Source organism: Pseudomonas sp. G7(2022) (assembly GCF_052660475.1).
The window spans coordinates 5656730-5678959 of sequence record NZ_CP109659.1 but is presented as its reverse complement, the minus strand read 5'-3'; the positions used below and the strand labels follow the sequence as shown (position 1 = coordinate 5678959).

At 58.4% G+C, this 22230-nt stretch carries 20 protein-coding genes, 2 tRNA genes and 1 rRNA gene; 13 read left to right on the top strand and 10 right to left on the bottom strand.

Annotation, left to right across the window (positions count from 1 at the left end; genetic code table 11):
• Window positions 1–11 precede the first annotated feature (11 nt).
• Complete coding sequence (trpE, locus tag NE357_RS26090) at window positions 12–1490, top strand: anthranilate synthase component I (RefSeq protein ID WP_169432150.1); 1479 nt, start codon at window positions 12–14, stop codon at window positions 1488–1490.
• Window positions 1491–1560: 70 nt separating this feature from the next.
• Here trpE and estP read toward each other — a convergent pair whose 3' ends face one another.
• Window positions 1561–3471: an esterase EstP gene (gene estP / locus NE357_RS26085; RefSeq protein WP_169432149.1), complete on the bottom strand. Its 1911-nt coding sequence runs from the start codon at window positions 3469–3471 to the stop codon at window positions 1561–1563.
• A gap of 403 nt (window positions 3472–3874) precedes the next feature.
• On the opposite strand from estP, the gene NE357_RS26080 reads away from it, so the two are divergent.
• From NE357_RS26080 to NE357_RS26065, 4 genes are all read left to right on the top strand, one after another.
• On the top strand, window positions 3875–4468 hold the full coding sequence (locus NE357_RS26080; RefSeq protein WP_025113531.1) for an aminodeoxychorismate/anthranilate synthase component II: 594 nt from the start codon (window positions 3875–3877) through the stop codon (window positions 4466–4468).
• Window positions 4469–4477: 9 nt separating this feature from the next.
• Window positions 4478–5527, top strand: coding sequence for an anthranilate phosphoribosyltransferase (gene trpD / locus NE357_RS26075; RefSeq protein ID WP_169432148.1), 1050 nt, complete (start codon window positions 4478–4480; stop codon window positions 5525–5527).
• Window positions 5524–6360, top strand: coding sequence for an indole-3-glycerol phosphate synthase TrpC (gene trpC, locus NE357_RS26070; RefSeq protein ID WP_119427656.1), 837 nt, complete (start codon window positions 5524–5526; stop codon window positions 6358–6360). Before trpD ends, trpC begins: the two co-directional genes overlap by 4 nt.
• A 135-nt stretch (window positions 6361–6495) precedes the next feature.
• Complete coding sequence (locus NE357_RS26065) at window positions 6496–7194, top strand: lipoate--protein ligase family protein (protein WP_169432147.1); 699 nt, start codon at window positions 6496–6498, stop codon at window positions 7192–7194.
• A 10-nt stretch (window positions 7195–7204) separates the two neighbouring features.
• Here NE357_RS26065 and crp read toward each other — a convergent pair whose 3' ends face one another.
• Window positions 7205–7849: a cAMP-activated global transcriptional regulator CRP gene (gene crp, locus NE357_RS26060; protein ID WP_169432146.1), complete on the bottom strand. Its 645-nt coding sequence runs from the start codon at window positions 7847–7849 to the stop codon at window positions 7205–7207.
• Between the two features lie 235 nt (window positions 7850–8084).
• Between crp and NE357_RS26055 the strand changes: the two genes are divergently transcribed.
• Complete coding sequence (locus tag NE357_RS26055; RefSeq protein ID WP_003228794.1) at window positions 8085–8507, top strand: OsmC family protein; 423 nt, start codon at window positions 8085–8087, stop codon at window positions 8505–8507.
• Window positions 8508–8744: 237 nt separating this feature from the next.
• A complete protein-coding gene (gene speD / locus NE357_RS26050; protein ID WP_007956315.1) occupies window positions 8745–9539 on the top strand; it encodes an adenosylmethionine decarboxylase in 795 nt (264 codons plus the stop codon).
• Window positions 9540–9600: 61 nt separating this feature from the next.
• On the opposite strand, the gene coq7 is transcribed toward speD, so the two are convergent.
• The 6 genes from coq7 to hemJ form a co-directional block, all read right to left on the bottom strand.
• A complete protein-coding gene (gene coq7, locus NE357_RS26045; RefSeq protein WP_007956317.1) occupies window positions 9601–10248 on the bottom strand; it encodes a 2-polyprenyl-3-methyl-6-methoxy-1,4-benzoquinone monooxygenase in 648 nt (215 codons plus the stop codon).
• A 106-nt stretch (window positions 10249–10354) separates the two neighbouring features.
• Complete coding sequence (locus NE357_RS26040; RefSeq protein WP_003228789.1) at window positions 10355–10693, bottom strand: histidine triad nucleotide-binding protein; 339 nt, start codon at window positions 10691–10693, stop codon at window positions 10355–10357.
• Window positions 10694–10773: 80 nt separating this feature from the next.
• Window positions 10774–11562 (bottom strand): SDR family NAD(P)-dependent oxidoreductase, encoded by a 789-nt coding sequence (locus tag NE357_RS26035; protein WP_169432145.1) that lies wholly within the window; start codon window positions 11560–11562, stop codon window positions 10774–10776.
• 61 nt (window positions 11563–11623) lie between these two features.
• Window positions 11624–12574, bottom strand: coding sequence for a DUF805 domain-containing protein (locus NE357_RS26030; protein WP_169432144.1), 951 nt, complete (start codon window positions 12572–12574; stop codon window positions 11624–11626).
• A 93-nt stretch (window positions 12575–12667) separates the two neighbouring features.
• Window positions 12668–13636 carry an NAD(P)H-dependent flavin oxidoreductase gene (locus NE357_RS26025; RefSeq protein WP_169432143.1) on the bottom strand — a complete coding sequence of 323 codons (969 nt, stop codon included), beginning with the start codon at window positions 13634–13636 and terminating at the stop codon, window positions 12668–12670.
• Window positions 13637–13669: 33 nt separating this feature from the next.
• Entirely contained in the window at window positions 13670–14098 is a 429-nt protein-coding gene (gene hemJ, locus NE357_RS26020; protein ID WP_169432142.1) for a protoporphyrinogen oxidase HemJ, read from the bottom strand.
• 135 nt (window positions 14099–14233) lie between these two features.
• Between hemJ and argC the strand changes: the two genes are divergently transcribed.
• Together argC and erpA are read left to right on the top strand one after the other, a co-directional pair.
• Window positions 14234–15268 (top strand): N-acetyl-gamma-glutamyl-phosphate reductase, encoded by a 1035-nt coding sequence (argC, locus tag NE357_RS26015; protein WP_115079390.1) that lies wholly within the window; start codon window positions 14234–14236, stop codon window positions 15266–15268.
• A 166-nt stretch (window positions 15269–15434) separates the two neighbouring features.
• The gene (gene erpA, locus NE357_RS26010; protein WP_003228776.1) at window positions 15435–15785 is read left to right on the top strand and encodes an iron-sulfur cluster insertion protein ErpA; all 351 of its coding nucleotides are present in this window, start codon (window positions 15435–15437) and stop codon (window positions 15783–15785) included.
• A 74-nt stretch (window positions 15786–15859) separates the two neighbouring features.
• On the opposite strand, the gene NE357_RS26005 is transcribed toward erpA, so the two are convergent.
• Both NE357_RS26005 and NE357_RS26000 read right to left on the bottom strand, forming a co-directional pair.
• Window positions 15860–16951: an anhydro-N-acetylmuramic acid kinase gene (locus NE357_RS26005; protein ID WP_169432141.1), complete on the bottom strand. Its 1092-nt coding sequence runs from the start codon at window positions 16949–16951 to the stop codon at window positions 15860–15862.
• A 3-nt stretch (window positions 16952–16954) separates the two neighbouring features.
• Window positions 16955–18379 (bottom strand): peptidoglycan DD-metalloendopeptidase family protein, encoded by a 1425-nt coding sequence (locus NE357_RS26000; protein ID WP_169432140.1) that lies wholly within the window; start codon window positions 18377–18379, stop codon window positions 16955–16957.
• A gap of 210 nt (window positions 18380–18589) precedes the next feature.
• On the opposite strand from NE357_RS26000, the gene tyrS reads away from it, so the two are divergent.
• The 4 genes from tyrS (at window position 18590) to NE357_RS25980 (ending at window position 22143) form a co-directional block, all read left to right on the top strand.
• On the top strand, window positions 18590–19789 hold the full coding sequence (tyrS, locus tag NE357_RS25995; RefSeq protein ID WP_085731729.1) for a tyrosine--tRNA ligase: 1200 nt from the start codon (window positions 18590–18592) through the stop codon (window positions 19787–19789).
• Between the two features lie 553 nt (window positions 19790–20342).
• Window positions 20343–21879, top strand: a 16S ribosomal RNA gene (locus tag NE357_RS25990).
• Window positions 21880–21960: 81 nt separating this feature from the next.
• Window positions 21961–22037, top strand: a tRNA-Ile gene (locus tag NE357_RS25985).
• A 30-nt stretch (window positions 22038–22067) separates the two neighbouring features.
• Window positions 22068–22143, top strand: a tRNA-Ala gene (locus NE357_RS25980).
• Window positions 22144–22230 lie beyond the last annotated feature (87 nt).

The following is a 22230-nucleotide window of genomic DNA, read 5'->3' as shown; positions in this document are numbered from 1 at the left end:
CGAGGCACCCTATGATCCGCGAAGAATTCCTGCGTCTGGCCGCTGACGGCTACAACCGCATCCCGCTGGCCTGCGAAACCCTGGCCGACTTCGACACCCCGCTGTCGATCTACCTGAAACTGGCCGACCAGCCCAACTCCTACCTGCTCGAATCGGTGCAGGGCGGCGAGAAATGGGGGCGTTACTCGATCATCGGCCTGCCGTGCCGCACCGTACTGCGGGTTCATGACCATCACGTCAGCATTACCGTCGATGGCGTCGAGACCGAAAGCCACGACGTCGAAGACCCGCTGGCCTTTGTCGAAACCTTCAAGGCCCGCTACAACGTGCCGACCATTGCCGGTCTGCCGCGCTTCAATGGCGGCCTGGTGGGTTACTTCGGCTACGACTGCGTGCGTTATGTAGAGAAGCGCCTGGGTAAATGCCCGAACCCGGATCCGCTGGGTGTGCCGGACATTTTGCTGATGGTCTCCGATGCGGTGGTGGTGTTCGATAACCTCGCCGGCAAGATGCACGCGATCGTGCTGGCCGACCCGGCGCAGCCCGATGCCTACGAGCAGGGCCAGGCGCAATTGCAGCAACTGCTGGAAAAACTGCGTCAGCCGATCACCCCGCGCCGTGGCCTGGACTTCAGCAAGCAGCAGGCGGCCGAGCCGGTGTTCCGCTCCAGTTTCACCCAGGACGACTACGAAAAAGCCGTCGACACCATCAAGGAATACATCCTCGCCGGCGACTGCATGCAGGTCGTGCCGTCCCAGCGCATGTCGATCGACTTCAAGGCTGCCCCGATCGATCTGTACCGCGCACTGCGTTGCTTCAACCCGACGCCGTACATGTACTTCTTCAACTTCGGCGATTTCCACGTCGTCGGCAGTTCGCCAGAAGTGCTGGTGCGGGTCGAGGACAACCTGATCACCGTGCGCCCGATTGCCGGCACCCGCCCTCGTGGGGCTACCGAAGAAGCAGATGTGGCGCTGGAAGAAGACCTGCTGTCCGACGACAAGGAGATCGCCGAGCACTTGATGCTGATCGACCTCGGTCGCAACGACACCGGTCGTGTTTCGGAAATCGGTTCGGTGAAACTCACCGAGAAGATGGTCATCGAGCGTTATTCCAACGTGATGCACATCGTGTCCAACGTCACCGGCCAGTTGAAGGCCGGGCTGACGGCGATGGACGCGCTGCGGGCGATCCTGCCGGCCGGCACCTTGTCCGGCGCACCAAAGATCCGTGCGATGGAAATCATCGACGAGCTGGAACCGGTCAAGCGTGGCGTTTATGGCGGTGCGGTCGGTTACTTCGCCTGGAACGGCAACATGGACACGGCCATTGCGATCCGCACCGCGGTGATCAAGAACGGCGAACTGCACGTGCAGGCCGGTGGCGGCATCGTTGCCGACTCGGTGCCGGCGCTGGAATGGGAAGAAACCATCAACAAGCGTCGTGCGATGTTCCGTGCTGTTGCACTGGCCGAGCAAACCCCGGACTGAGTGACGGGGGACTCAGCCACAAAAAAAACGCGGCGCCTGTAAGGGCGCCGCGTTTTTTATTGCCTTCTGATCAGAAGTCCAGACTTACGCCAACATTGATCCCTTGCTGGGAAAAGTCGTCATCCTTGCGAATGTTGTAGCTGGCGCGCAGGGCTACCTCCTTGGTGAGGTTGTGGCTGACGCCCAGGTTCAGGCGGTTGAGGTTGGTTTGCGGTGTGTAGCCTTCCAGGGTGTAGCGATTGTTCGGCAGGCTGTTGAGGTTCATCGTCAGATCCTGCGCGTCGTCGTTGTATTCGCGCTCGTGGGCGAATTCGCCGAAGACCTGGGTCTGTGCAGTGATCTGGTATTTGCCCTGGATGCCGAGGCCGAGACGGCGGGAGTTGCGCGACTGGTCATCGAAGGTCAGCGCAGTAGAGTCCGCGCCTTTTTCCGAGTAACCATCGACTTCCACCTTGCCGAAATCGGCGCTGACGAAGGGCGACAAGTGCCACGGACTGCTGGCCTCTGGCGCGATGTCGTAGCCGACGCGGCCACCGATGGCCAGCACATAGCCGTCGGTATCGCCTTTCTCGCCACGTTCGTTGACCCCCAGCTGGAACTTGCGCTTCAGGCTGTCGTAGTCCAGATGTCCGGCGGTAACGGCCAGGTCACCCCACCAGCGGTTCTGCTGGTACTGGGCGAACGCGGTGCCCATGTAGGAGTTGAGTTTGTACTCGGAGTCGTTGTCGCCGGCTTCGATTTTCTGATGGTAGAGACCGGCTGCCACACCGACGCGCCAGGCATCGTCGAGGCGGTAGCTGCCGCCGATGTTCAGGTTATATCCGTTGCCGTCGGCGCTTGCCGCGGCGTGCTGGTCATCGAAATCCTGATGCTGACCACCGCCGGAGACAATCGCCCGCCATTGGCCAACACCTTGCCAGTTCTCCCAGTCGGCCAGCCATTGATTGCGCAGTTCATCCTGATGCGCACGTAACGTGCCCTGGGCCATTTCCGGCAGCAGGGTCAGTTCCCATGGGGCGGCCAGCAGCGAGTAGGCATAATCGGCAATCAGACGTTGCCCGGCTTCGGTCGGATGCACGGCGTCGTTGTAGATCAGTTTGGTCGGATCCGGTGTGGCGCTGTTGATCCCGTAACGGGCGTTCTCGGTGCAGCCGCTGCCGCTGAAGCAGGTGCCGACCAGATTCTGGTCGGTTGCCAGACCGAACTGTGCCGGATTGGCGAACGCCTCTTTTAGCAATACCGGAACGTTCAGCGGGATGACGTTGGCGTTGACGCTCTGCAACTGGCTGACCAGTTCGGTGTTGAACTGGGCGCTGAGTTGCGAGGTGAAGGCTTGCAGCGGCGAGCCGTTGATGGCTGGCGTCAGGCCGATGTCCGGCAGCAGCCAGACCATGATGTAGCGGGCACCGGCGCCTTGCAGTGTGCGTACGCTGTCGACCAGGCGGTCGGCGGCGGCGTTGGCCTGAGGCAGGCTGGTGACGCGGCCCTGGAGGAAGTCGTTGCCGCCCCCGCTGAGGTAATACAGGGCATTGGGGTCGGCACGGAAACCGTTCGACGGCAGATAACCGGCGCGGGTGCGTTCCCCGGTGGCGGACTGGCTGGTGATCGAGTCGAGAATCTGGTCGGTGCGGTAACCGCCCACGGCCCAGTTGTTACCGTCCGGCTGGCCTTGGCCGGCACGTACCGCTGAGGACGAGGAGGCGGTCTGATCCGGTGTGAAACCGAGGCGGCCTCCAAGCAGTTGCGTCGAGTTCAACGAGCGCAGTTCGCCGCTGCCGTCCAGATAGACCGGGCCGGTGCGGTTGGTGTAGCGCTGGGTGGCGCCGGCCGGGCCGCCGCTGTCGGTGAAAGTCCCCGCATCGCTCAGGCTGTCGCCGAAGACCACGAAATTCGAATAAGGATTGGGTGCGGCGTTCGCCTGGGCGCAGGCCATCGCGAGCAGGCATCCGGCAAGCGGTACAAACAACGTCTGTTTGATCATGAGCAAGTCCGTTTATTTATTGTTGTATGGAACGAAACGACAGTACCAAAAACTTCCGGCGTTTTGCCATCGGTCGTCAACCCTCCCATAGTTTTCCCCCCCTTCAGGCCCGGCCATATTGCACGCTCTGCCCAGCTAAGTTACTGTGCCGAGACGTATGAATGAGACCTTCCCCGTGTTGATCACCAGCAAACTTCTGGATCAAGTCATCAAGGCCCACGCCCGCTGGCGTTGGCGCGCCTGAATCTTTTCTGCCGGCCCCGCCGGATCTGTATCGCTTTGCCTTCCTTGCCCGTTTGAAATGCCGCCTTGCCGTCGCCACTTGCGCGTCCGACATCGCGCAGCGTCGCGGCAAGTCTTCCGAAGGCTGTTTCAAGTCAGAATTCAAGAGGTTCGAAACGCCATGTTGCTGATGATCGACAACTACGACTCCTTTACCTACAACGTTGTGCAATACCTCGGCGAGCTGGGTGCCGAGGTCAAGGTTGTGCGCAACGACGAGCTGACCATCGCCGAAATCGAAGCGCTCAATCCTGAGCGCATCGTGGTGTCCCCCGGTCCGTGCACACCGACCGAAGCCGGTATCTCCATCGAAGCCATCAAACACTTTGCCGGCAAACTGCCGATCCTCGGCGTCTGCCTCGGTCACCAGTCCATCGGCCAGGCTTTTGGCGGCGACGTGGTGCGTGCCCGCCAGGTGATGCACGGTAAGACTAGCCCGGTATTCCACGAGGACAAGGGTGTTTTTGCCGGCTTGAACCATCCGCTGACCGTCACTCGTTACCACTCGTTGATCGTCAAGCACGATACTTTGCCCGATTGCCTGGAACTAACCGCGTGGACGCAACACGATGACGGCTCGGTCGACGAAATCATGGGCCTGCGTCACAAGACCCTGAACATCGAGGGCGTACAGTTCCACCCGGAATCGATTCTCACCGAGCAGGGCCATGAACTGTTCGCCAACTTCCTCAAACAAACCGGCGGCACGCGCTAAGGACTCTCCATGAATATCAAGACAGCCTTGAGCCGTATCGTCGATCACCTCGACCTCAGCACCGAAGAAATGCGCGACGTGATGCGCGAAATCATGACCGGCCAATGCAGCGACGCGCAGATCGGCGCGTTCATGATGGCCATGCGCATGAAGAGCGAAAGCATCGACGAAATCGTCGGCGCGGTGTCGGTGATGCGCGAGCTGGCGGACCAGGTTGAACTCAAGACCCTCGACGGCGTGGTCGACGTGGTCGGCACCGGTGGTGACGGGGCCAACATTTTCAACGTTTCCACGGCTTCGGCTTTTGTCGTTGCCGCTGCCGGCTGCACCGTGGCCAAACACGGCAACCGTGCGGTGTCGGGCAAGAGCGGCAGCGCCGACCTGCTCGAAGCCGCCGGCATCTACCTCAACCTGACGCCGGTTCAGGTGGCACGCTGCATCGACAACGTCGGCATCGGTTTCATGTTTGCCCAGACTCATCACAAAGCCATGAAGTACGCCGCCGGTCCACGCCGCGATCTGGGCCTGCGTACCCTGTTCAACATGCTCGGCCCGCTTACGAATCCGGCCGGCGTTAAACATCAGGTAGTCGGCGTTTTCACCCAGGCCCTGTGCCGGCCATTGGCCGAAGTCTTGCAACGTCTGGGCAGCCAGCATGTGCTGGTGGTGCATTCGAAGGACGGTCTGGACGAGTTCAGTCTCGCCGCGCCGACCTACGTGGCCGAGCTGAAGAACAACGAAATCACCGAATACTGGGTCGAGCCGGAAGATCTGGGCATGAAGAGCCAGAGTCTGCACGGCCTGTCGGTCGAAGGTCCGGAAGCGTCGCTGGCGCTGATCCGCGATGCACTGGGCAAGCGCAAGACCGAGAACGGCCAGAAGGCTGCGGAAATGATCGTGCTCAATGCCGGTGCGGCGCTGTACGCCGCCGATCTGGCAACAAGTCTGAAAGAAGGCGTGGCACTGGCCCACGACGCTCTGCACACCGGTCTTGCTCGGGAAAAGCTCGAGGAGTTGGGTGCCTTTACCGCGGTATTCAAAGTGGAGAATGAGGGATGAGTGTACCGACGGTTCTGGAAAACATTCTGGCCCGCAAGGTTCAGGAGGTCGCCGAGCGTAGCGCCCGTGTGAGCCTGAGCGAGCTGGAAAGTCTGGCCAAGGCGGCCGATGCACCCCGTGGTTTTGCCCAGGCATTGCTGGCACAGGCCAAGAAGAAACAGCCGGCCGTGATCGCCGAAATCAAGAAGGCGTCGCCGAGCAAAGGCGTGATCCGCGAGAACTTCGTTCCCGCCGACATCGCCAAGAGCTACGAGAAGGGCGGGGCGACCTGCCTGTCGGTGCTGACCGACATCGACTACTTCCAGGGCGCCGATGCCTACCTGCAACAGGCCCGCGCCGCGTGCTCGCTGCCGGTGATTCGCAAGGACTTCATGATCGATCCGTACCAGATCGTCGAAGCCCGTGCGCTGGGCGCCGATTGCGTGCTGCTGATTGTTTCCGCGCTGGATGATGTGAAGATGGCCGAACTGGCCTCGGTGGCCAAAGGCGTCGGCCTCGATGTACTGGTAGAAGTCCACGACGGCGATGAACTCGAACGCGCATTGAAGACCCTGGACACGCCGCTGGTCGGGGTCAACAACCGTAACCTGCACACCTTCGACGTGAGTCTGGAAACCACCCTCGACCTGCTGCCACGGATTCCGCGCGATCGTCTGGTGATCACCGAGAGCGGGATTCTCAACCGTGCCGATGTCGAACTGATGGAAATCAGTGATGTTTATGCATTCCTGGTCGGTGAAGCGTTCATGCGCGCCGAAAGCCCGGGCATTGAACTGCAACGTCTGTTCTTCCCTGAGCGCGGCGTTCCGGTGAGCGGTTCGACCCTCGACTGATTCCTTCAGACCGAGTCGACTCGTTCGCGGGCAAGCCCGCTCCCGCAGGAGAAATGCATTCCTGATGTGGGAGCGGGCTTGCTCGCGAAGAGGCCATAAGATTCACCACAGACTGATCGTCTAACGGACTTCTTTATGACTCCAGTTTCCCTGCCCATCGAAGCCGGCCTGCAAGCCGAACAGGATCTGCTGGCCTCGGTCTGCGCCGGCGATGCAGAGTGCGGCCTGCTGTTCTGGCAGCCCAGTGATCGAGCGCTGGTCATGCCCCGCCGCTTGAATCGCCTCCCCGGATTCGATCACGCTTGCGAAGTCTCCGCTGCGGCCGGCTGGCCGGTGTTGCTGCGCGAAACCGGCGGTGAACCTGTTCCGCAATCGGCGTCGACGATCAACATTGCACTGGTCTACGCACCGCCTCGCAGCGAAGGCGATCTGAATCGCATCGAAACCGGTTACCGGCGCCTGTGTGATCCGATCTGTCAGTTGCTGGATGAGTTGGGCGGCGTGTCTTCGCTGGGTGAAATTGACGGTGCATTCTGCGACGGTCGCTTCAACGTCAACCTCGACGGCCGCAAGATGGTTGGCACCGCGCAGCGCTGGCGCCAGAGTCAAGGCGGTCAGCGCCCGGTGGGCCTGGTGCACGGTGCGATGCTGCTGGATGACGAGCGCGAATCGATGGTCGCGGCGGTCAACCGCTTCAATGAGGCGTGTGGCCTGGAGCAGCGGGTACGTGCTGCCAGCCACATCGCGCTGCATGAAAAATTTCCGGCGCCCCATGCATTGGCGCGACTCGATGAACTCTTTCGTTTGAGGCTGGCGCAGATCTACGCCGTCTGAGCTTTCGAACTCAGCGAGTGCCGAAGACCACCATGGTCTTGCCTTTCACATCTACCAGGTTGCGTTCTTCAAGATCCTTGAGCACGCGACCGACCATCTCCCGCGAACAACCGACAATCCGCCCGATCTCCTGGCGGGTGACCTTGATCTGCATACCGTCCGGGTGGGTCATCGCGTCAGGCTGTTTGCACAGCTCCAGCAGACAGCGAGCGACACGGCCAGTGACGTCGAAGAACGCCAGATCGCCGACCTTGCGCGTGGTGTTGCGCAGGCGTTGTGCGATTTGTCCGCTGAGCACGTAAAGAATGTCTGGATCCTGCTGCGATAACTCACGGAATTTGGTGTAGCTGATTTCTGCGACTTCGCACTCGACCTTGGCCCGTACCCAGGCACTGCGCTCCTGTTCCTGGCCGGCCTGTTCGAACAGGCCCAGTTCACCGAAGAAGTCCCCGGCATTCAGATACGCAATGATCATTTCGCGGCCGTCATCATCCTCGATCAGGATCGTGACTGAACCGCGGATGATGAAGTACAGCGTGTCCGAGCGGTCCCCGGCGCAGATGATGTTGCTCTTGGCCGCATGACGCCGGCGCTGGCAATGCATCAGCAGCTTGTCGAGGTTCTTGATTTTGGGTGTGGGGGTAATACCAACCATGGTTGTATCCCGAAAAGACTGCACGGTTATATTTGGTTTTATATGAGGCGCTGAGGCGATCGCTACAAATACTGACTGGGCGCCAGTGAATTGGCGCCAGCTTACCAGACACTTCGTCGAAAATTCGAGAAATTACCTACGCAGTAAGGGCATCCGTCCTAGGATCACCGCTCGCAGTCCAACCGGGGCCCTGTGCTAAGCTGGCGACCCTTTTTTCTACAGTGGAGTCTTGGCGATGAAGGCACGCATCCAATGGGCTGGCGAAGCCATGTTCCTCGGCGAATCCGGCAGCGGTCATGTCGTGGTCATGGACGGTCCGCCGGACGCCGGTGGTCGCAATCTGGGTGTTCGCCCGATGGAAATGCTCCTGCTGGGCGTTGGCGGTTGCAGCAATTTCGACGTGGTCAGCATCCTGAAAAAGTCCCGTCAGGCCGTTGAAAGCTGCGAAGCTTTCCTGGAAGCCGAACGCGCGACCGAAGATCCGAAGGTGTTCACCAAGATCCACATGCACTTCGTGGTCAAGGGTCGTGGCCTGAAAGAAGCCCAGGTCAAACGCGCCATCGAACTGTCTGCCGAGAAGTATTGCTCGGCCTCGATCATGCTCGGCGCGGCCGGCGTGGCAATCACCCATGACTATGAAATCGTCGAACTCGGCTGAACCGACATTCAACTATCATAAAAGCAGTGCAGACTCTGGCGATCCCCCGCTGACGTCTGCATAATGCGCCACTTTTTTCAGGGCAGTGATCGGTCAGCCGACGGGTCATCCGCCTGAACAGATAACCAAAATCGCCATCGCGAAGAGGTGTTAACCGTCCTACGCAGGTGCGTCGTTCGCACTTGACGGGCATGCTTGATCACGCGGCCGGGCCGCATACATAGAGAGTTTTTAACGGTGAAAAGCAAACTCAAGCTCCACGGGTTCAATAACCTGACAAAGACCTTGAGCTTCAACATCTATGACATCTGCTACGCGGAAACCCCGCAAGACCAGCAGGCTTACGTCGAGTACATCAATCAAGAGTACAACGCCGAACGCCTGACGCAGATCCTCACGGAAGTTGTCGAAATCATTGGTGCCAACATTCTGAACATTGCGAGTCAGAACTATGAGCCTCAGGGTGCCAGCGTCACGATTCTGATCTCGGAAGAGCCGGTGACCCCGACCGAAAGCCAGATCGAAGAGTCCCCGGGTCCGCTGCCGGAAATCATCCTGGCCCACCTCGACAAGAGTCACATCACGGTGCATACCTACCCGGAAATCCATCCGGACGCCGGTATTGCGACGTTCCGTGTGGACATCGACGTGTCGACCTGTGGCGTCATTTCACCGCTCAAAGCGCTCAACTTCCTCATTCACCAGTTCGATTCGGACATCGTGACTGTGGATTACCGTGTGCGCGGCTTCACCCGTGACGTTGAAGGCAACAAGCACTTCATCGACCACGAGATCAATTCGATCCAGAACTACCTCTCTGAAGACACTCGCGACGCGTACCAGATGACCGACGTGAACGTGTATCAGGAAAACCTGTTCCACACCAAAATGCTACTGAAGAACTTCGAACTGGATAACTACCTGTTCGGCGATGCCACCAGTAACCTGTCGTCCGAGCAACGCGCCCAGGTGACCGAGCGCGTGAAACACGAAATGCTGGAAATCTTCTACGCGCGCAATATGCCGAGCTAAGAAATCCAGGCCCAAAAAAAGGCGACTGCTTTGCGGCAGTCGCCTTTTTTATGGGCGTTTTTCAGATTCGGTAGGTGCTCTTGGTCATCACTTTGGCCAACAGGCTCATGCCGAACTTCACCGGCGCCGGGAAGCGGAATCCGCCGGCCTCCAGTGCACTTTCCGCGTGATGTTCTTCGTCGATACGCATCTGCTCAAGAATTGCCCGGGACTTTTCGTCCTCGGCCGGCAGTTGCTCCAGATGCTCGTTCAAGTGCTTGCACACCTGATGCTCGGTAGCTGCGACAAAACCGAGGCTGACCTTGTCGCTGATCAGCCCCGCAACCGCGCCAATCCCGAACGACATGCCGTAGAACAGCGGGTTGAGTACGCTGGTGTGGCTGCCCAACTGATGAATGCGCTGTTCACACCAGACCAGATGATCGATCTCTTCTTCGGCCGCATGTTCCATGGCTTCGCGCACCTGCGGCAGCTTGGCGGTCAGTGCCTGACCTTGATACAGCGCCTGGGCACAGACTTCACCGGTATGGTTGATGCGCATCAGGCCGGCGACGTGGCGGGTGTCTTCGTCGCTCATCTGCACGTCGGGCTGCACGATGGCGGGCGACGGACGGTACGGTTGGCCGCTGAAGGGCAGCAGGGTTCGCATCGCGGCATCGGCTTGCAGCAGAAGACGGTCAATTGGCGAATAGTGACGTTGGGTAGTCATGCTGACCTCCGGGAAGAATCTCGGCGACCAGTTTAACCGAATCGGCCGGGGAAGGTTTGCGCTGGGTCATGTGGGAGCAGGGCGCCCCCACAGATTTTGAGGTGGATCAGCCCGGTGGCCAGTTCATCTGGCGTTGACCGAGTACGTGCATATGAATGTGGTAGACCGTCTGCCCACCCTTTTCATTGCAGTTCATCACCACCCGGAAACCTTCTTCGCAACCCAGCTCCAGCGCCAGACGCTGGGCGGTGAACAGGATATGCCCGGCCAGTGCCTTGTCGTCTTCGGTCAGGTCGTTGAGGGTGCGCACCGGTTTCTTCGGGATCACCAGAAAATGCACCGGTGCCTGTGGGGCGATGTCGTGGAACGCCAGAACCTGGTCGTCCTCGTAGATGATCTTCGCCGGGATCTCCCGGTTGATGATCTTGGTGAACAGAGTATCCACAGCTGTTTTCTCCGTTGTGTGAGCTGGGCTGAGTGTACCCACGAGGGAACACCGCGCCCAGCCATTTGCCTGCCGGCCCTTCAGCGGGGGCAGTAAGCTTTGTTGACCATGCCGACGATGGTGCGGTTGAGCCAGCGCGAACCCAGTCGCGGCAGAAAGGCGAACCAGCGGTTCCGGCGCCCGGGAATGATGATTGCGCGGTTTTTCTCCAGGGCGCGCACGGTGTATAGCGCGACCTCTTCGGGGCTCATCAGCAGTTTGCTGGCGTTGAGTTTGTCGTTGTTCAGTTGCTCTGTGCGAAAGAACGCCGTGCGCGTCGGGCCTGGGCAGAGCACGGAGACTTTCACGGCACACTTTTTCAGTTCCACCCGCAGCGCTTCGGAGAAGTGCAGGACGTAGGCCTTGCTGGCGTAGTAAGTGCTCATCCACGGGCCGGGATTGAACGCGGCGACCGACGCCACGTTGAGAATCTGCCCGCCACCCTGCAGGGCCATGCTGTTGCCGATCGCGTGGCACAGGCGGGTGAGGGCGAGGATGTTCACCTCGATCAGGTCCTGCTCGGTCATCCAGTCCTGGGCCAGGAAAGGCCCGCAGGTTCCGATGCCGGCACAGTTCACCAGCAGATCGATCTGCCGGTCGCCTTCTTCAAGCTCCAGCAGGAATCCGGACAGGCGCAGCGGCTCGCCCAGATCGCAGGCCCGGAACAGTACCTCCACGCCGAAACGCTGGGTCAGTTCAATCGCAATGCTTTCCAGCTGATCACGCTGTCGGGCCACCAGAATCAGGCTGCGGCCACGGCGGGCCAGAGCTTCGGCCATGGCCAGACCGATGCCGCTGGAGGCGCCAGTGATCAGAGCGTAACGGGTCATGCAGTTCTCCATCGCAACAGCTCCGCGCCGTGGACGCAGGTGTCACGGCGGGGAGCGCTGTTCATTCTTTCGCAGAGTCTACAGGGGCCGGTGCGGCTTCGGCTGCATCGTCCACCGAATTCGGCACGGGCTCGACTTCGACATCGACTTCATCGGCAGTCACCGAACCACTTTCATAACTGCTTTCGAGGCTGGTTTCGTACTCCTGCTGGATGGCCGAGATCCCGCCCAGCATGCCGCCGACGAAGAACAGACCGATAAAGACGATCCACAGGGAGCACAGTACTTTGACGGCGGTGCTGTTCGGTGGAGGTGGCGGGCCATAGCGATTGGCGCCGGTATTGCCCGGCATGACCATGATCACCAGCGGGAAGAAACTGCCCACGAACGGTACCAGGGTCAGCAGCCAGAGCCAGCCCGACCAGCCGATATCGTGCAGACGCTGAACGCTGAACAGGATGCCGATGATTGCGAAGGCCAGGAACAGGAAGAAGGCGAAGATACCGCCAATGATCAGCCCCGACGTCGAGTCGGCGCTCACCAGGCCCAGACCGATCAGCGCAAACACACCGATGATTGGCAGGGTCACCAGACTCAGGACCATTGACCATGCCAGGTAGCGCAGACGTCCGATTCGTCCCTCGACACTCAATGGCTTGAGCGCGGCGAACTCCGGCAGTTGCTCTCCAACACTGGCTCGAGGCGGTGCATAAGGCGAATCGGGTTCGGCCACGGTGGCGGAATGTTCCTGGACATCGGCCAGATTCAGTTCGATGGCTGTTTCCGTCTCGATCCGGGCGTCGATCCCTGTTTTGCTTAGCGCTTGCAGATAAGTCTGGGCATCGCTGTGTGACAGGTCGCGTTTGAGGGCAACCGCGCGGCCATTGAACAGGCGTTCAATGGCGGCCACGTCGCTCTTGAACAGCTCGGCCAGATTGAGTTTGGCCGTGGTGATATCGACACCGGGCTGCAGGGCTCCGTCGAAAACGATCTTGTAGCGAGTTTCGCTCATGGCCGAGGCATCCTTGTCGCGAAAAAATGGGGTTGATACGTGTCGCAGCCGCCGAGTGTAAGGCCAGTCAGGCAGCGACCGGCCGGAATTTTCTCACCGCGGCCAGCGGTCCGGGAGCTGTGCTGCGTGTTCCAGGGCCTGGCGATACTCGGCATCGAGGCGCGCCACCAGTTGGTCCACACTCGGCAGATCCTCGATTTCGCCTACCCCCTGACCCGCCGACCACACGGTTTTCCAGGCTTTGGCTTCATCGTTGATCGGTTTGAGTTTGTCGCCGAAGTTCACTTCACCCTTGCCTTGCAACGCCGCCATATCGAAACCGGCAGCTTCCAGGCTTTGGCGCATGAAGCTGGCCGGGACTCCAGACACGGCAGGAGTATGAATGATGTCCGCAGCCTTGGCTGTCAGCAGCATCTCCTTGTAGGCGTCGGGCGCATGGCTTTCAGTCGTACCGATGAATCGCGTACCGAAGTAGGCCAAATCCGCGCCGAGCAGTTGTGCGGCGAGAATCTCATGGCCGTGGTTCAAACATCCTGCAAGCAGTAGCGTCTTGTCGAAGAACTGACGAATCTCGGCGATCAGCGAGAACGGGCTCCAGGTACCGGCATGTCCACCGGCGCCGGCCGCAACGGCGATCAAACCATCGACGCCGGCTTCGGCGGCTTTTTCCGCATGGCGGCGAGTCGTCACGTCGTGGAATACCAGGCCGCCGTAGCTGTGCACCGCATCCACCACTTCCTTCACTGCGCCGAGGCTGGTGATCACGATGGGGACTTTGTGCTCGACGCAGATGTTCAGATCCGCCTCCAGACGCGGGTTGCTCTTGTGAACAATCAGGTTCACGGCATAAGGCGCCGGGTTATCCAATGTCGCCAGTCCCGCTTCGATCTGTTCCAGCCAGGCCTTGAACCCGCTGCTCTCGCGTTGGTTGAGCGCCGGAAAGCTGCCGACCACGCCATTGCGACAGCAGGCGAGCACCAGTTCTGGATTGGAAATCAGGAACATCGGCGCGGCCACGACGGGCAAACGCAGACGTTGTTCGAGCAGAGCGGGCAGCGACATCGGAAGTACCCCGGAAAGTTGAACTCGTTGAAGTTAGAACGGCTTGACCACGACCAGAATTACGATAGCCAGCAATATCAGAACCGGCACTTCATTGAACCAGCGATAAAAGACATGGCTGCGGGTGTTCTCGCCACGGGCAAAACGTTTTACCTGCGCGCCGCACATGTGGTGATAGCCGATCAACAGTACGACCAGGGTCAGCTTGGCGTGGATCCAGCCACCTGTGCTGAAAATGCTCGGGTTCAGGTAAATCAGCCAGCCGCCGAAGATCAGCGCGGCGATCATCGCCGGGCCCATGATGCCGCGATACAGCTTGCGTTCCATGACGCTGAAGCGTTCCTTGCTGATCGAGTCTTCACTTTGTGCGTGATAAACGAACAGTCGCGGCAGGTAGAACAGTCCGGCAAACCAGCAAACGATGCTGACGATATGAAGCGCTTTGATCCATAGATAGAGCATTTTTGGTTATTCCCTCATTCACGGTAGGCCGGATAGTAGAGGCTTGAGCATCCGCACGTCACCTTGACGGTTGTCGCAGGGACGCGCGGCCCCTATTATCGACGCCTTTCCAGTGGGTTCGTTGAGGGCAGGTTTATGGTCAAGGTCGGTATCGTCGGCGGCACGGGTTACACCGGTGTCGAACTGCTGCGTCTGTTGGCACAGCATCCGCAGGCAGAAGTGGTTGTGATCACTTCCCGATCCGAGGCCGGGCTGGCCGTGGCTGACATGTACCCGAACCTGCGCGGCCACTACGATGGCCTGGCGTTCAGTGTGCCTGACATCAAGACCCTGGGCGCTTGCGACGTGGTGTTCTTCGCGACTCCGCACGGCGTTGCCCACGCATTGGCCGGTGAATTGCTGGCAGCGGGCACCAAGGTCATCGACCTGTCCGCGGACTTCCGTCTGCAGGACGCCGATGAGTGGGCCAAGTGGTACGGCCAGCCGCACGGTGCGCCGGAGCTTCTGGACGAGGCCGTTTACGGCTTGCCGGAAGTCAACCGTGAGCAAATCAAGAAAGCACGCCTGATCGCGGTGCCGGGTTGCTACCCGACCGCAACCCAGCTGGGTTTCCTGCCATTGCTCGAGGCGGGCATTGCCGATGCTTCCCACCTGATCGCTGACTGCAAATCCGGCGTCAGCGGTGCCGGTCGTGGTGCTGCCGTAGGCTCGCTGTACTCCGAGACGTCGGAAAGCATGAAGGCCTATGCGGTGAAAGGTCACCGTCATCTGCCGGAAATTCGTCAGGGGCTGCGTCGTGCGGCGGGCAAGGATGTCGGCCTGACCTTCGTTCCACACCTGACGCCGATGATTCGCGGCATTCATTCCACGCTCTATGCGACCGTGGTTGATCGCTCGGTGGATCTGCAGGCGTTGTTCGAGAAGCGTTATGCCAATGAACCGTTCGTCGATGTGATGCCGGCTGGCAGTCACCCGGAAACCCGCAGTGTGCGTGGCGCGAACGTTTGCCGTATCGCGGTTCATCGTCCACAGGATGGTGATCTGGTGGTGGTGCTGTCGGTGATCGACAATCTGGTCAAGGGCGCGTCGGGTCAGGCGGTGCAGAACATGAACATTCTGTTCGGTCTGGATGAGCGCTTTGGTCTGTCCCACGCGGGCATGCTGCCGTAACGGCTTGTTGTACTCGTGAAAAGGCCCGTTGAATGGGCCTTTTTGCATTCTGGTGGTTGATCAGCTTGATTGATATACCGTAACAATAGTTGACCGATTTTCTAGGACAAGCGGATAATGCGCGTCATCACGCATTATGGCGGCGTAACGCCGGGAGAAAGTCAGCATGAGCGTCGAATCCTTCACCCCCACGGCTTTGCAATTCACCCAGGGTGCCGCGCACAAGGTGAAGAGCCTGGTCGATGAAGAGGGGAATGATCGCTTGAAGCTGCGCGTATTCGTTACGGGCGGCGGTTGTTCAGGGTTTCAGTACGGCTTCACCTTCGATGAAGATGTGGCCGAGGACGACACCATCGTCGAGCGCGAAGGTGTGAGTCTGGTGGTTGATCCGATGAGCTTCCAGTATCTGGCAGGTGCCGAGGTGGACTACCAGGAAGGTCTGGAAGGTTCGCGGTTCGTGATCAAGAACCCGAACGCAACCACGACTTGTGGCTGTGGCTCTTCGTTCTCGATCTGATTCCGCCTCACCGAACACAACAAAACGCCGCAGAGCCTCAGGGTTCTGCGGCGTTTTGTCATCTGTGTTTTGTCTTAGTTGGGGTAGATGGCGCCAAGTACGCGCAAGCCTTTTGCACCGGTGACGCTGGGGCGATTGGCGGTGATGCCCTCCAGGCAGCAATGGGCCAGCCAGGCGAAGGCCATGGCTTCAACCCAGTCTGGATCTACGCCGTGGGTCACGGTGCTGGCGACTTTCGCGTTGGGCAGGAGGTCGGCCAGGCGCTTCATCAGCGTAGCGTTGTGGGCGCCGCCGCCGCAGACCAGAAGCTCTTCAGTATTCGATTGAGCGCTTTGCAGCGATTCGACGATGGTCAGCGCTGTCAGTTCGAGCAGCGTTGCCTGTACGTTTTCGGGTGCGAAACTCGGCTGGTGGGACAGTTGCTGTTCAAGCCAGGGCAGGTTGAACACTTCCCGGCCGGTGCTCTTTGGGCCTTTGGTCGAGAAGAAGGGGTCATTGAGCAATGCCTTGAGGAGGGTTGGCTCCACCTTGCCGCTGGCTGCCCATTGACCGTTACGATCATAGTTCTCGCCACGCTGCCGATGAATCCACGCGTCCATCAGAACATTCCCAGGCCCACAGTCGAATCCGGCTACAGGTTTGTTCGGCTCAATCAGGCTTAGATTGCTGAAACCGCCGACATTCAGAACGGCGCGGTTGCCGGTACGCTCTTCGAACAAGGCTTCATGGAAGGCTGGAACCAGAGGAGCGCCCTGGCCGCCGGCGGCTACATCACGGCTGCGGAAGTCACTGACAACGGTGATCCCGGTCAGCTCGGTCAGCAGGGCAGGGTTGCCGATCTGTACGGTAAAACCACGTGCCGGTTCGTGGCGAATGGTCTGGCCGTGGCTGCCGATCGCGCGAATGGCTGCGGGTTTGAGCTGTTGCTGTTCGAGCAGGACGTGGATACCTTCGGCCGCAAGCTTCACCCAATTCTGTTGGGCGATGGCCGAACGGGCGATCTCGTCATGGCCGCTGGCGCACAGGCCAAGCAGCTCGGCGCGCAGGGATTCAGGCATGGGAATGTAGTGTGTGGCGATCAGGTGGATCGCCGAGGTCTGCTCGATCAGGGCGATGTCCAGGCCATCGAGGCTGGTTCCGGACATCACGCCGATGTAGAGAGCCATGGCTTAACGCTTGCTCGAGGCTAGCATGGTGGCCTTCTCTTGATCCATGCGAGCCATCAACGGCTGGCTCTGCGCCAGGAAGCGAGCGCGCTCGGATTTGGCGATCGGGTCGGCCATCGGCAGCTTCTGGCCCAATGGATCGACGTGAACGCCGTTGACCTGGAACTCATAGTGCAAGTGCGGACCGGTAGACAGGCCGGTAGTGCCGATGTAGCCGATGACTTGGCCCTGCTTGACCGTGCCGCCGGTTTTCACACCTTTGGCGAAGCCTTGCATGTGACCGTACAGCGTGCGGTAGGTGTTGCCGTGCTGAATGATCACGGTGTTGCCGTAACCACCACGGCGACCGGCCAACAACACTTTGCCGTCACCGGCCGCCTTGATTGGCGTGCCGCGTGGAGCCGCATAGTCGACACCTTTGTGGGCGCGGATCTTGTTGAGAATCGGATGTTTGCGGCCCATGGAAAACTTGGAGCTGATGCGGGCGAAGTCCACCGGAGTACGGATGAACGCCTTGCGCATGCTGTTGCCATCGGCGGTGTAGTAGCTGCTGTTGCCCTGTTTGTTGGTGTAGCGCACGGCGGTGTAGGTCTTGCCGCGGTTGGTGAAGCGGGCGGACAGGATCGGGCCGTTGCCGACGGCTTTGCCATTGACCACTTTCTGTTCGTAGATCACGTCGAACTCGTCACCCTGGCGGATATCCTGGGCGAAGTCGACGTCGTAGCCGAACACACTGGCCATATCCATGGTGAGGCTGTGGGACAGACCGGCGCGCGCGGCGGACTGGGACAGCGAGCTGTTGATCACGCCGTGGACATAGGCGGTACGAACGGTGGGTTTGGCGGTAACGCGATTGAAGACATACCCCTTGTCATTCTTGGTCAGGGTAATGGTTTCGACGTCACTGACTTTGCTGTGCAGGTTGGTCAGTTGGCCTTGCGGATTGAGTTCGAATTCGAGTTTCTGGCCGTGTTTGAGCTGGCTGAACTGCTTGGCCTGTTTGTCGCTTGCCAGTACTTCGTGCACTGCAGCGGCAGGGAGGCCGACCTTCTCGAACAATGTCGAAAGGGTGTCACCCTTGGATACGATCACTTCCCTGTGGCCTGGGGCTTTCTTTTCAGGAGTAACCGGTGCCGGCACTGGCGCGGCCTGGGCGGTTTCGGGTGCATCTTCTGCACCGTTTTCGATTTGTGCGAAGGGCGAAGCTACTGGTTCATTTGTGGCTTGAGCCGCGTCAGCAGCGTCTTGATCTTGTGTCAGTTGTTCAGCGGGACTTTCCAGTTCAAGGCTCAGGGTCGTCTTTTTGGCTTCAACATCACTGGAAGGGAACACCAGGAGCGCCAGGCTGAGAAGGGCGGCGATCCCACTTGCGGCGAGCAGGTGGGTCTTCGGGTAAAGCGGTGGCGCTTTAGACGGTTCAGTGGTCATAAGTAATTTTGGCTTTGAAAAGATGAATTGGAAAAGATGAATGACATGATGAAGATGAAATAACTGTATAAAATATAACCAAATCATCTCTGAGGCAAGTCCGCAGGCGTCTCGTCTATGGATTAGTGTCCGTGTGCCGGGCAAAACTTGTAATTGGTGCGCGATCTTGTATGGTTGGTTCCCTTTGAATCTGAGCCTTGCGGGTCTGTTATGAAGTCGGTTGAAGAGCAGCTAGCGCTGATTAAACGTGGTGCGGAAGAACTGTTGGTCGAGTCCGAGCTGATCGAAAAGCTCAAGCGTGGCCAGCCGCTGCGAATCAAGGCTGGCTTCGATCCAACGGCGCCGGATCTGCACCTTGGACACACTGTGCTTATTAACAAGCTGCGCCAGTTCCAGGAATTGGGGCATCAGGTGATCTTCCTTATTGGTGATTTCACTGGAATGATCGGTGATCCGAGCGGCAAAAGTGCAACTCGTCCTCCGCTGACTCGTGAGCAGGTGCTGGAAAACGCTGAAACCTACAAAACTCAGGTATTCAAGATTCTTGATCCGGCGAAAACCGAGGTGGCGTTCAACTCCACCTGGATGGATCAGATGGGGCCTGCGGATTTCATTCGCCTGACTTCTCAATACACCGTTGCTCGCATGCTCGAGCGTGACGACTTCGACAAGCGCTACACCACTAATCAGCCAATCGCCATTCACGAGTTCCTCTATCCGCTGGTTCAGGGGTATGACTCGGTTGCCTTGCGCGCTGATGTGGAACTGGGTGGCACCGATCAGAAGTTCAATCTGCTGATGGGGCGCGAGTTGCAGCGTGGTTACGGTCAGGAGGCGCAGTGCATTCTGACGATGCCGTTGCTCGAAGGTCTTGATGGTGTGAAGAAGATGTCCAAATCGTTGGGCAACTACGTCGGTATCCAGGAAGCGCCGGGTGTCATGTACAGCAAGCTGGTTTCGATTCCGGATGCGTTGATGTGGCGCTATTTCGAGTTGCTCAGCTTCCGTTCGATGGATGAGATCAATGCCTTCCGTGCTGACGTGGAGGCGGGTGCCAATCCTCGCGACATCAAGATCAAGCTGGCTGAAGAAATTGTTGCCCGTTTCCATGGGGAAGAAGCTGCTGCCAATGCTCACCGTGGTGCGGGTAACCGGATGAAGGATGGCGAGCTGCCGGATGATTTGCCAGAGGTCGAGCTGACTGCTGCCGAAGATATGCCGATTGCTGCTGTCCTTAATAAGGCAGGCCTGGTGAAAAACTCGGCGGCTGCTCGTGATCTGTTGGCTTCCGGTGGTGTGCGTATAGATGGTGAGGTTGTTGATCGCTCCTTTATATATGTACTGGGCGCGACTCACGTCTGCCAGGCTGGGAAGAAGGCATTTGCACGGATTACGCTGAAATCCGAGTAAAGTTGAAAATAGGGGTTGACGGCAGATTCTGGAGGTCTATAATTCGCCCCACTTCCGGCGCAGTCGAAACGGAAAACTCCTTGAGATTCAATGAGTTACACGGTTATCGATAGCGGTTTGCTTCAGATCATCGAAGCCTGGAAGGAGTTGGAAATGCCGGTTTTTCTGGCGCTTTCAACGGTTCGATCTTCTCGGTCGAAAGCGGAGAAAAAGAGGTGTTGACAGCAGCGTGTAACGCTGTAGAATTCGCCTCCCGCTGACGAGAGATCGGAAGCGCAAGTGGTTGAAGTTGTTGAGGAAATCTTCGAAAACTTCTGAAAATAATCACTTGACAGCAAATGAGGCTGCTGTAGAATGCGCGCCTCGGTTGAGACGAAAGCTCTTAACCAACCGCTCTTTAACAACTGAATCAAGCAATTCGTGTGGGTGCTTGTGGAGTCAGACTGATAGTCAACAAGATTATCAGCATCACAAGTTACTCCGCGAGAAATCAAAGATGTAACCAACGATTGCTGAGCCAAGTTTAGGGTTTCTTAAAAACCCAAAGATGTTTGAACTGAAGAGTTTGATCATGGCTCAGATTGAACGCTGGCGGCAGGCCTAACACATGCAAGTCGAGCGGATGAAGGGAGCTTGCTCCTGGATTCAGCGGCGGACGGGTGAGTAATGCCTAGGAATCTGCCTGGTAGTGGGGGACAACGTTTCGAAAGGAACGCTAATACCGCATACGTCCTACGGGAGAAAGCAGGGGACCTTCGGGCCTTGCGCTATCAGATGAGCCTAGGTCGGATTAGCTAGTTGGTGAGGTAATGGCTCACCAAGGCGACGATCCGTAACTGGTCTGAGAGGATGATCAGTCACACTGGAACTGAGACACGGTCCAGACTCCTACGGGAGGCAGCAGTGGGGAATATTGGACAATGGGCGAAAGCCTGATCCAGCCATGCCGCGTGTGTGAAGAAGGTCTTCGGATTGTAAAGCACTTTAAGTTGGGAGGAAGGGTTGTAGATTAATACTCTGCAATTTTGACGTTACCGACAGAATAAGCACCGGCTAACTCTGTGCCAGCAGCCGCGGTAATACAGAGGGTGCAAGCGTTAATCGGAATTACTGGGCGTAAAGCGCGCGTAGGTGGTTCGTTAAGTTGGATGTGAAATCCCCGGGCTCAACCTGGGAACTGCATCCAAAACTGGCGAGCTAGAGTATGGTAGAGGGTGGTGGAATTTCCTGTGTAGCGGTGAAATGCGTAGATATAGGAAGGAACACCAGTGGCGAAGGCGACCACCTGGACTGATACTGACACTGAGGTGCGAAAGCGTGGGGAGCAAACAGGATTAGATACCCTGGTAGTCCACGCCGTAAACGATGTCAACTAGCCGTTGGGAGCCTTGAGCTCTTAGTGGCGCAGCTAACGCATTAAGTTGACCGCCTGGGGAGTACGGCCGCAAGGTTAAAACTCAAATGAATTGACGGGGGCCCGCACAAGCGGTGGAGCATGTGGTTTAATTCGAAGCAACGCGAAGAACCTTACCAGGCCTTGACATCCAATGAACTTTCCAGAGATGGATTGGTGCCTTCGGGAACATTGAGACAGGTGCTGCATGGCTGTCGTCAGCTCGTGTCGTGAGATGTTGGGTTAAGTCCCGTAACGAGCGCAACCCTTGTCCTTAGTTACCAGCACGTAATGGTGGGCACTCTAAGGAGACTGCCGGTGACAAACCGGAGGAAGGTGGGGATGACGTCAAGTCATCATGGCCCTTACGGCCTGGGCTACACACGTGCTACAATGGTCGGTACAAAGGGTTGCCAAGCCGCGAGGTGGAGCTAATCCCATAAAACCGATCGTAGTCCGGATCGCAGTCTGCAACTCGACTGCGTGAAGTCGGAATCGCTAGTAATCGCGAATCAGAATGTCGCGGTGAATACGTTCCCGGGCCTTGTACACACCGCCCGTCACACCATGGGAGTGGGTTGCACCAGAAGTAGCTAGTCTAACCTTCGGGAGGACGGTTACCACGGTGTGATTCATGACTGGGGTGAAGTCGTAACAAGGTAGCCGTAGGGGAACCTGCGGCTGGATCACCTCCTTAATCGACGACATCAGCTGCTCCATAAGTTCCCACACGAATTGCTTGATTCATTGAAGAAGACGATAGAAGCAGCCCGAAATTGGGTCTGTAGCTCAGTTGGTTAGAGCGCACCCCTGATAAGGGTGAGGTCGGCAGTTCGAATCTGCCCAGACCCACCAATTTTGTGTGGGAAACGCCTGTAGAAATACGGGGCCATAGCTCAGCTGGGAGAGCGCCTGCCTTGCACGCAGGAGGTCAGCGGTTCGATCCCGCTTGGCTCCACCACTACTGCTTCTGAAGTTTGAAAGCTTAGAAATGAGCATTCCATCAGTGTGATGATGAATGTTGATTTCTAGTCTTTGACTGGATCGT

What these genes read in the sequence shown, in the direction of transcription:
- trpE (WP_169432150.1), top strand. Translation starts at nt 12, where the DNA reads ATGATCCGCGAAGAATTCCTGCGTCTGGCCGCTGACGGCTACAACCGC.
- estP (WP_169432149.1), bottom strand. Translation starts at nt 3,471, where the DNA reads ATGATCAAACAGACGTTGTTTGTACCGCTTGCCGGATGCCTGCTCGCG.
- NE357_RS26080 (WP_025113531.1), top strand. Translation starts at nt 3,875, where the DNA reads ATGTTGCTGATGATCGACAACTACGACTCCTTTACCTACAACGTTGTG.
- trpD (WP_169432148.1), top strand. Translation starts at nt 4,478, where the DNA reads ATGAATATCAAGACAGCCTTGAGCCGTATCGTCGATCACCTCGACCTC.
- trpC (WP_119427656.1), top strand. Translation starts at nt 5,524, where the DNA reads ATGAGTGTACCGACGGTTCTGGAAAACATTCTGGCCCGCAAGGTTCAG.
- NE357_RS26065 (WP_169432147.1), top strand. Translation starts at nt 6,496, where the DNA reads ATGACTCCAGTTTCCCTGCCCATCGAAGCCGGCCTGCAAGCCGAACAG.
- crp (WP_169432146.1), bottom strand. Translation starts at nt 7,849, where the DNA reads ATGGTTGGTATTACCCCCACACCCAAAATCAAGAACCTCGACAAGCTG.
- NE357_RS26055 (WP_003228794.1), top strand. Translation starts at nt 8,085, where the DNA reads ATGAAGGCACGCATCCAATGGGCTGGCGAAGCCATGTTCCTCGGCGAA.
- coq7 (WP_007956317.1), bottom strand. Translation starts at nt 10,248, where the DNA reads ATGACTACCCAACGTCACTATTCGCCAATTGACCGTCTTCTGCTGCAA.
- NE357_RS26035 (WP_169432145.1), bottom strand. Translation starts at nt 11,562, where the DNA reads ATGACCCGTTACGCTCTGATCACTGGCGCCTCCAGCGGCATCGGTCTG.
- NE357_RS26030 (WP_169432144.1), bottom strand. Translation starts at nt 12,574, where the DNA reads ATGAGCGAAACTCGCTACAAGATCGTTTTCGACGGAGCCCTGCAGCCC.
- NE357_RS26025 (WP_169432143.1), bottom strand. Translation starts at nt 13,636, where the DNA reads ATGTCGCTGCCCGCTCTGCTCGAACAACGTCTGCGTTTGCCCGTCGTG.
- hemJ (WP_169432142.1), bottom strand. Translation starts at nt 14,098, where the DNA reads ATGCTCTATCTATGGATCAAAGCGCTTCATATCGTCAGCATCGTTTGC.
- argC (WP_115079390.1), top strand. Translation starts at nt 14,234, where the DNA reads ATGGTCAAGGTCGGTATCGTCGGCGGCACGGGTTACACCGGTGTCGAA.
- erpA (WP_003228776.1), top strand. Translation starts at nt 15,435, where the DNA reads ATGAGCGTCGAATCCTTCACCCCCACGGCTTTGCAATTCACCCAGGGT.
- NE357_RS26005 (WP_169432141.1), bottom strand. Translation starts at nt 16,951, where the DNA reads ATGGCTCTCTACATCGGCGTGATGTCCGGAACCAGCCTCGATGGCCTG.
- NE357_RS26000 (WP_169432140.1), bottom strand. Translation starts at nt 18,379, where the DNA reads ATGACCACTGAACCGTCTAAAGCGCCACCGCTTTACCCGAAGACCCAC.
- tyrS (WP_085731729.1), top strand. Translation starts at nt 18,590, where the DNA reads ATGAAGTCGGTTGAAGAGCAGCTAGCGCTGATTAAACGTGGTGCGGAA.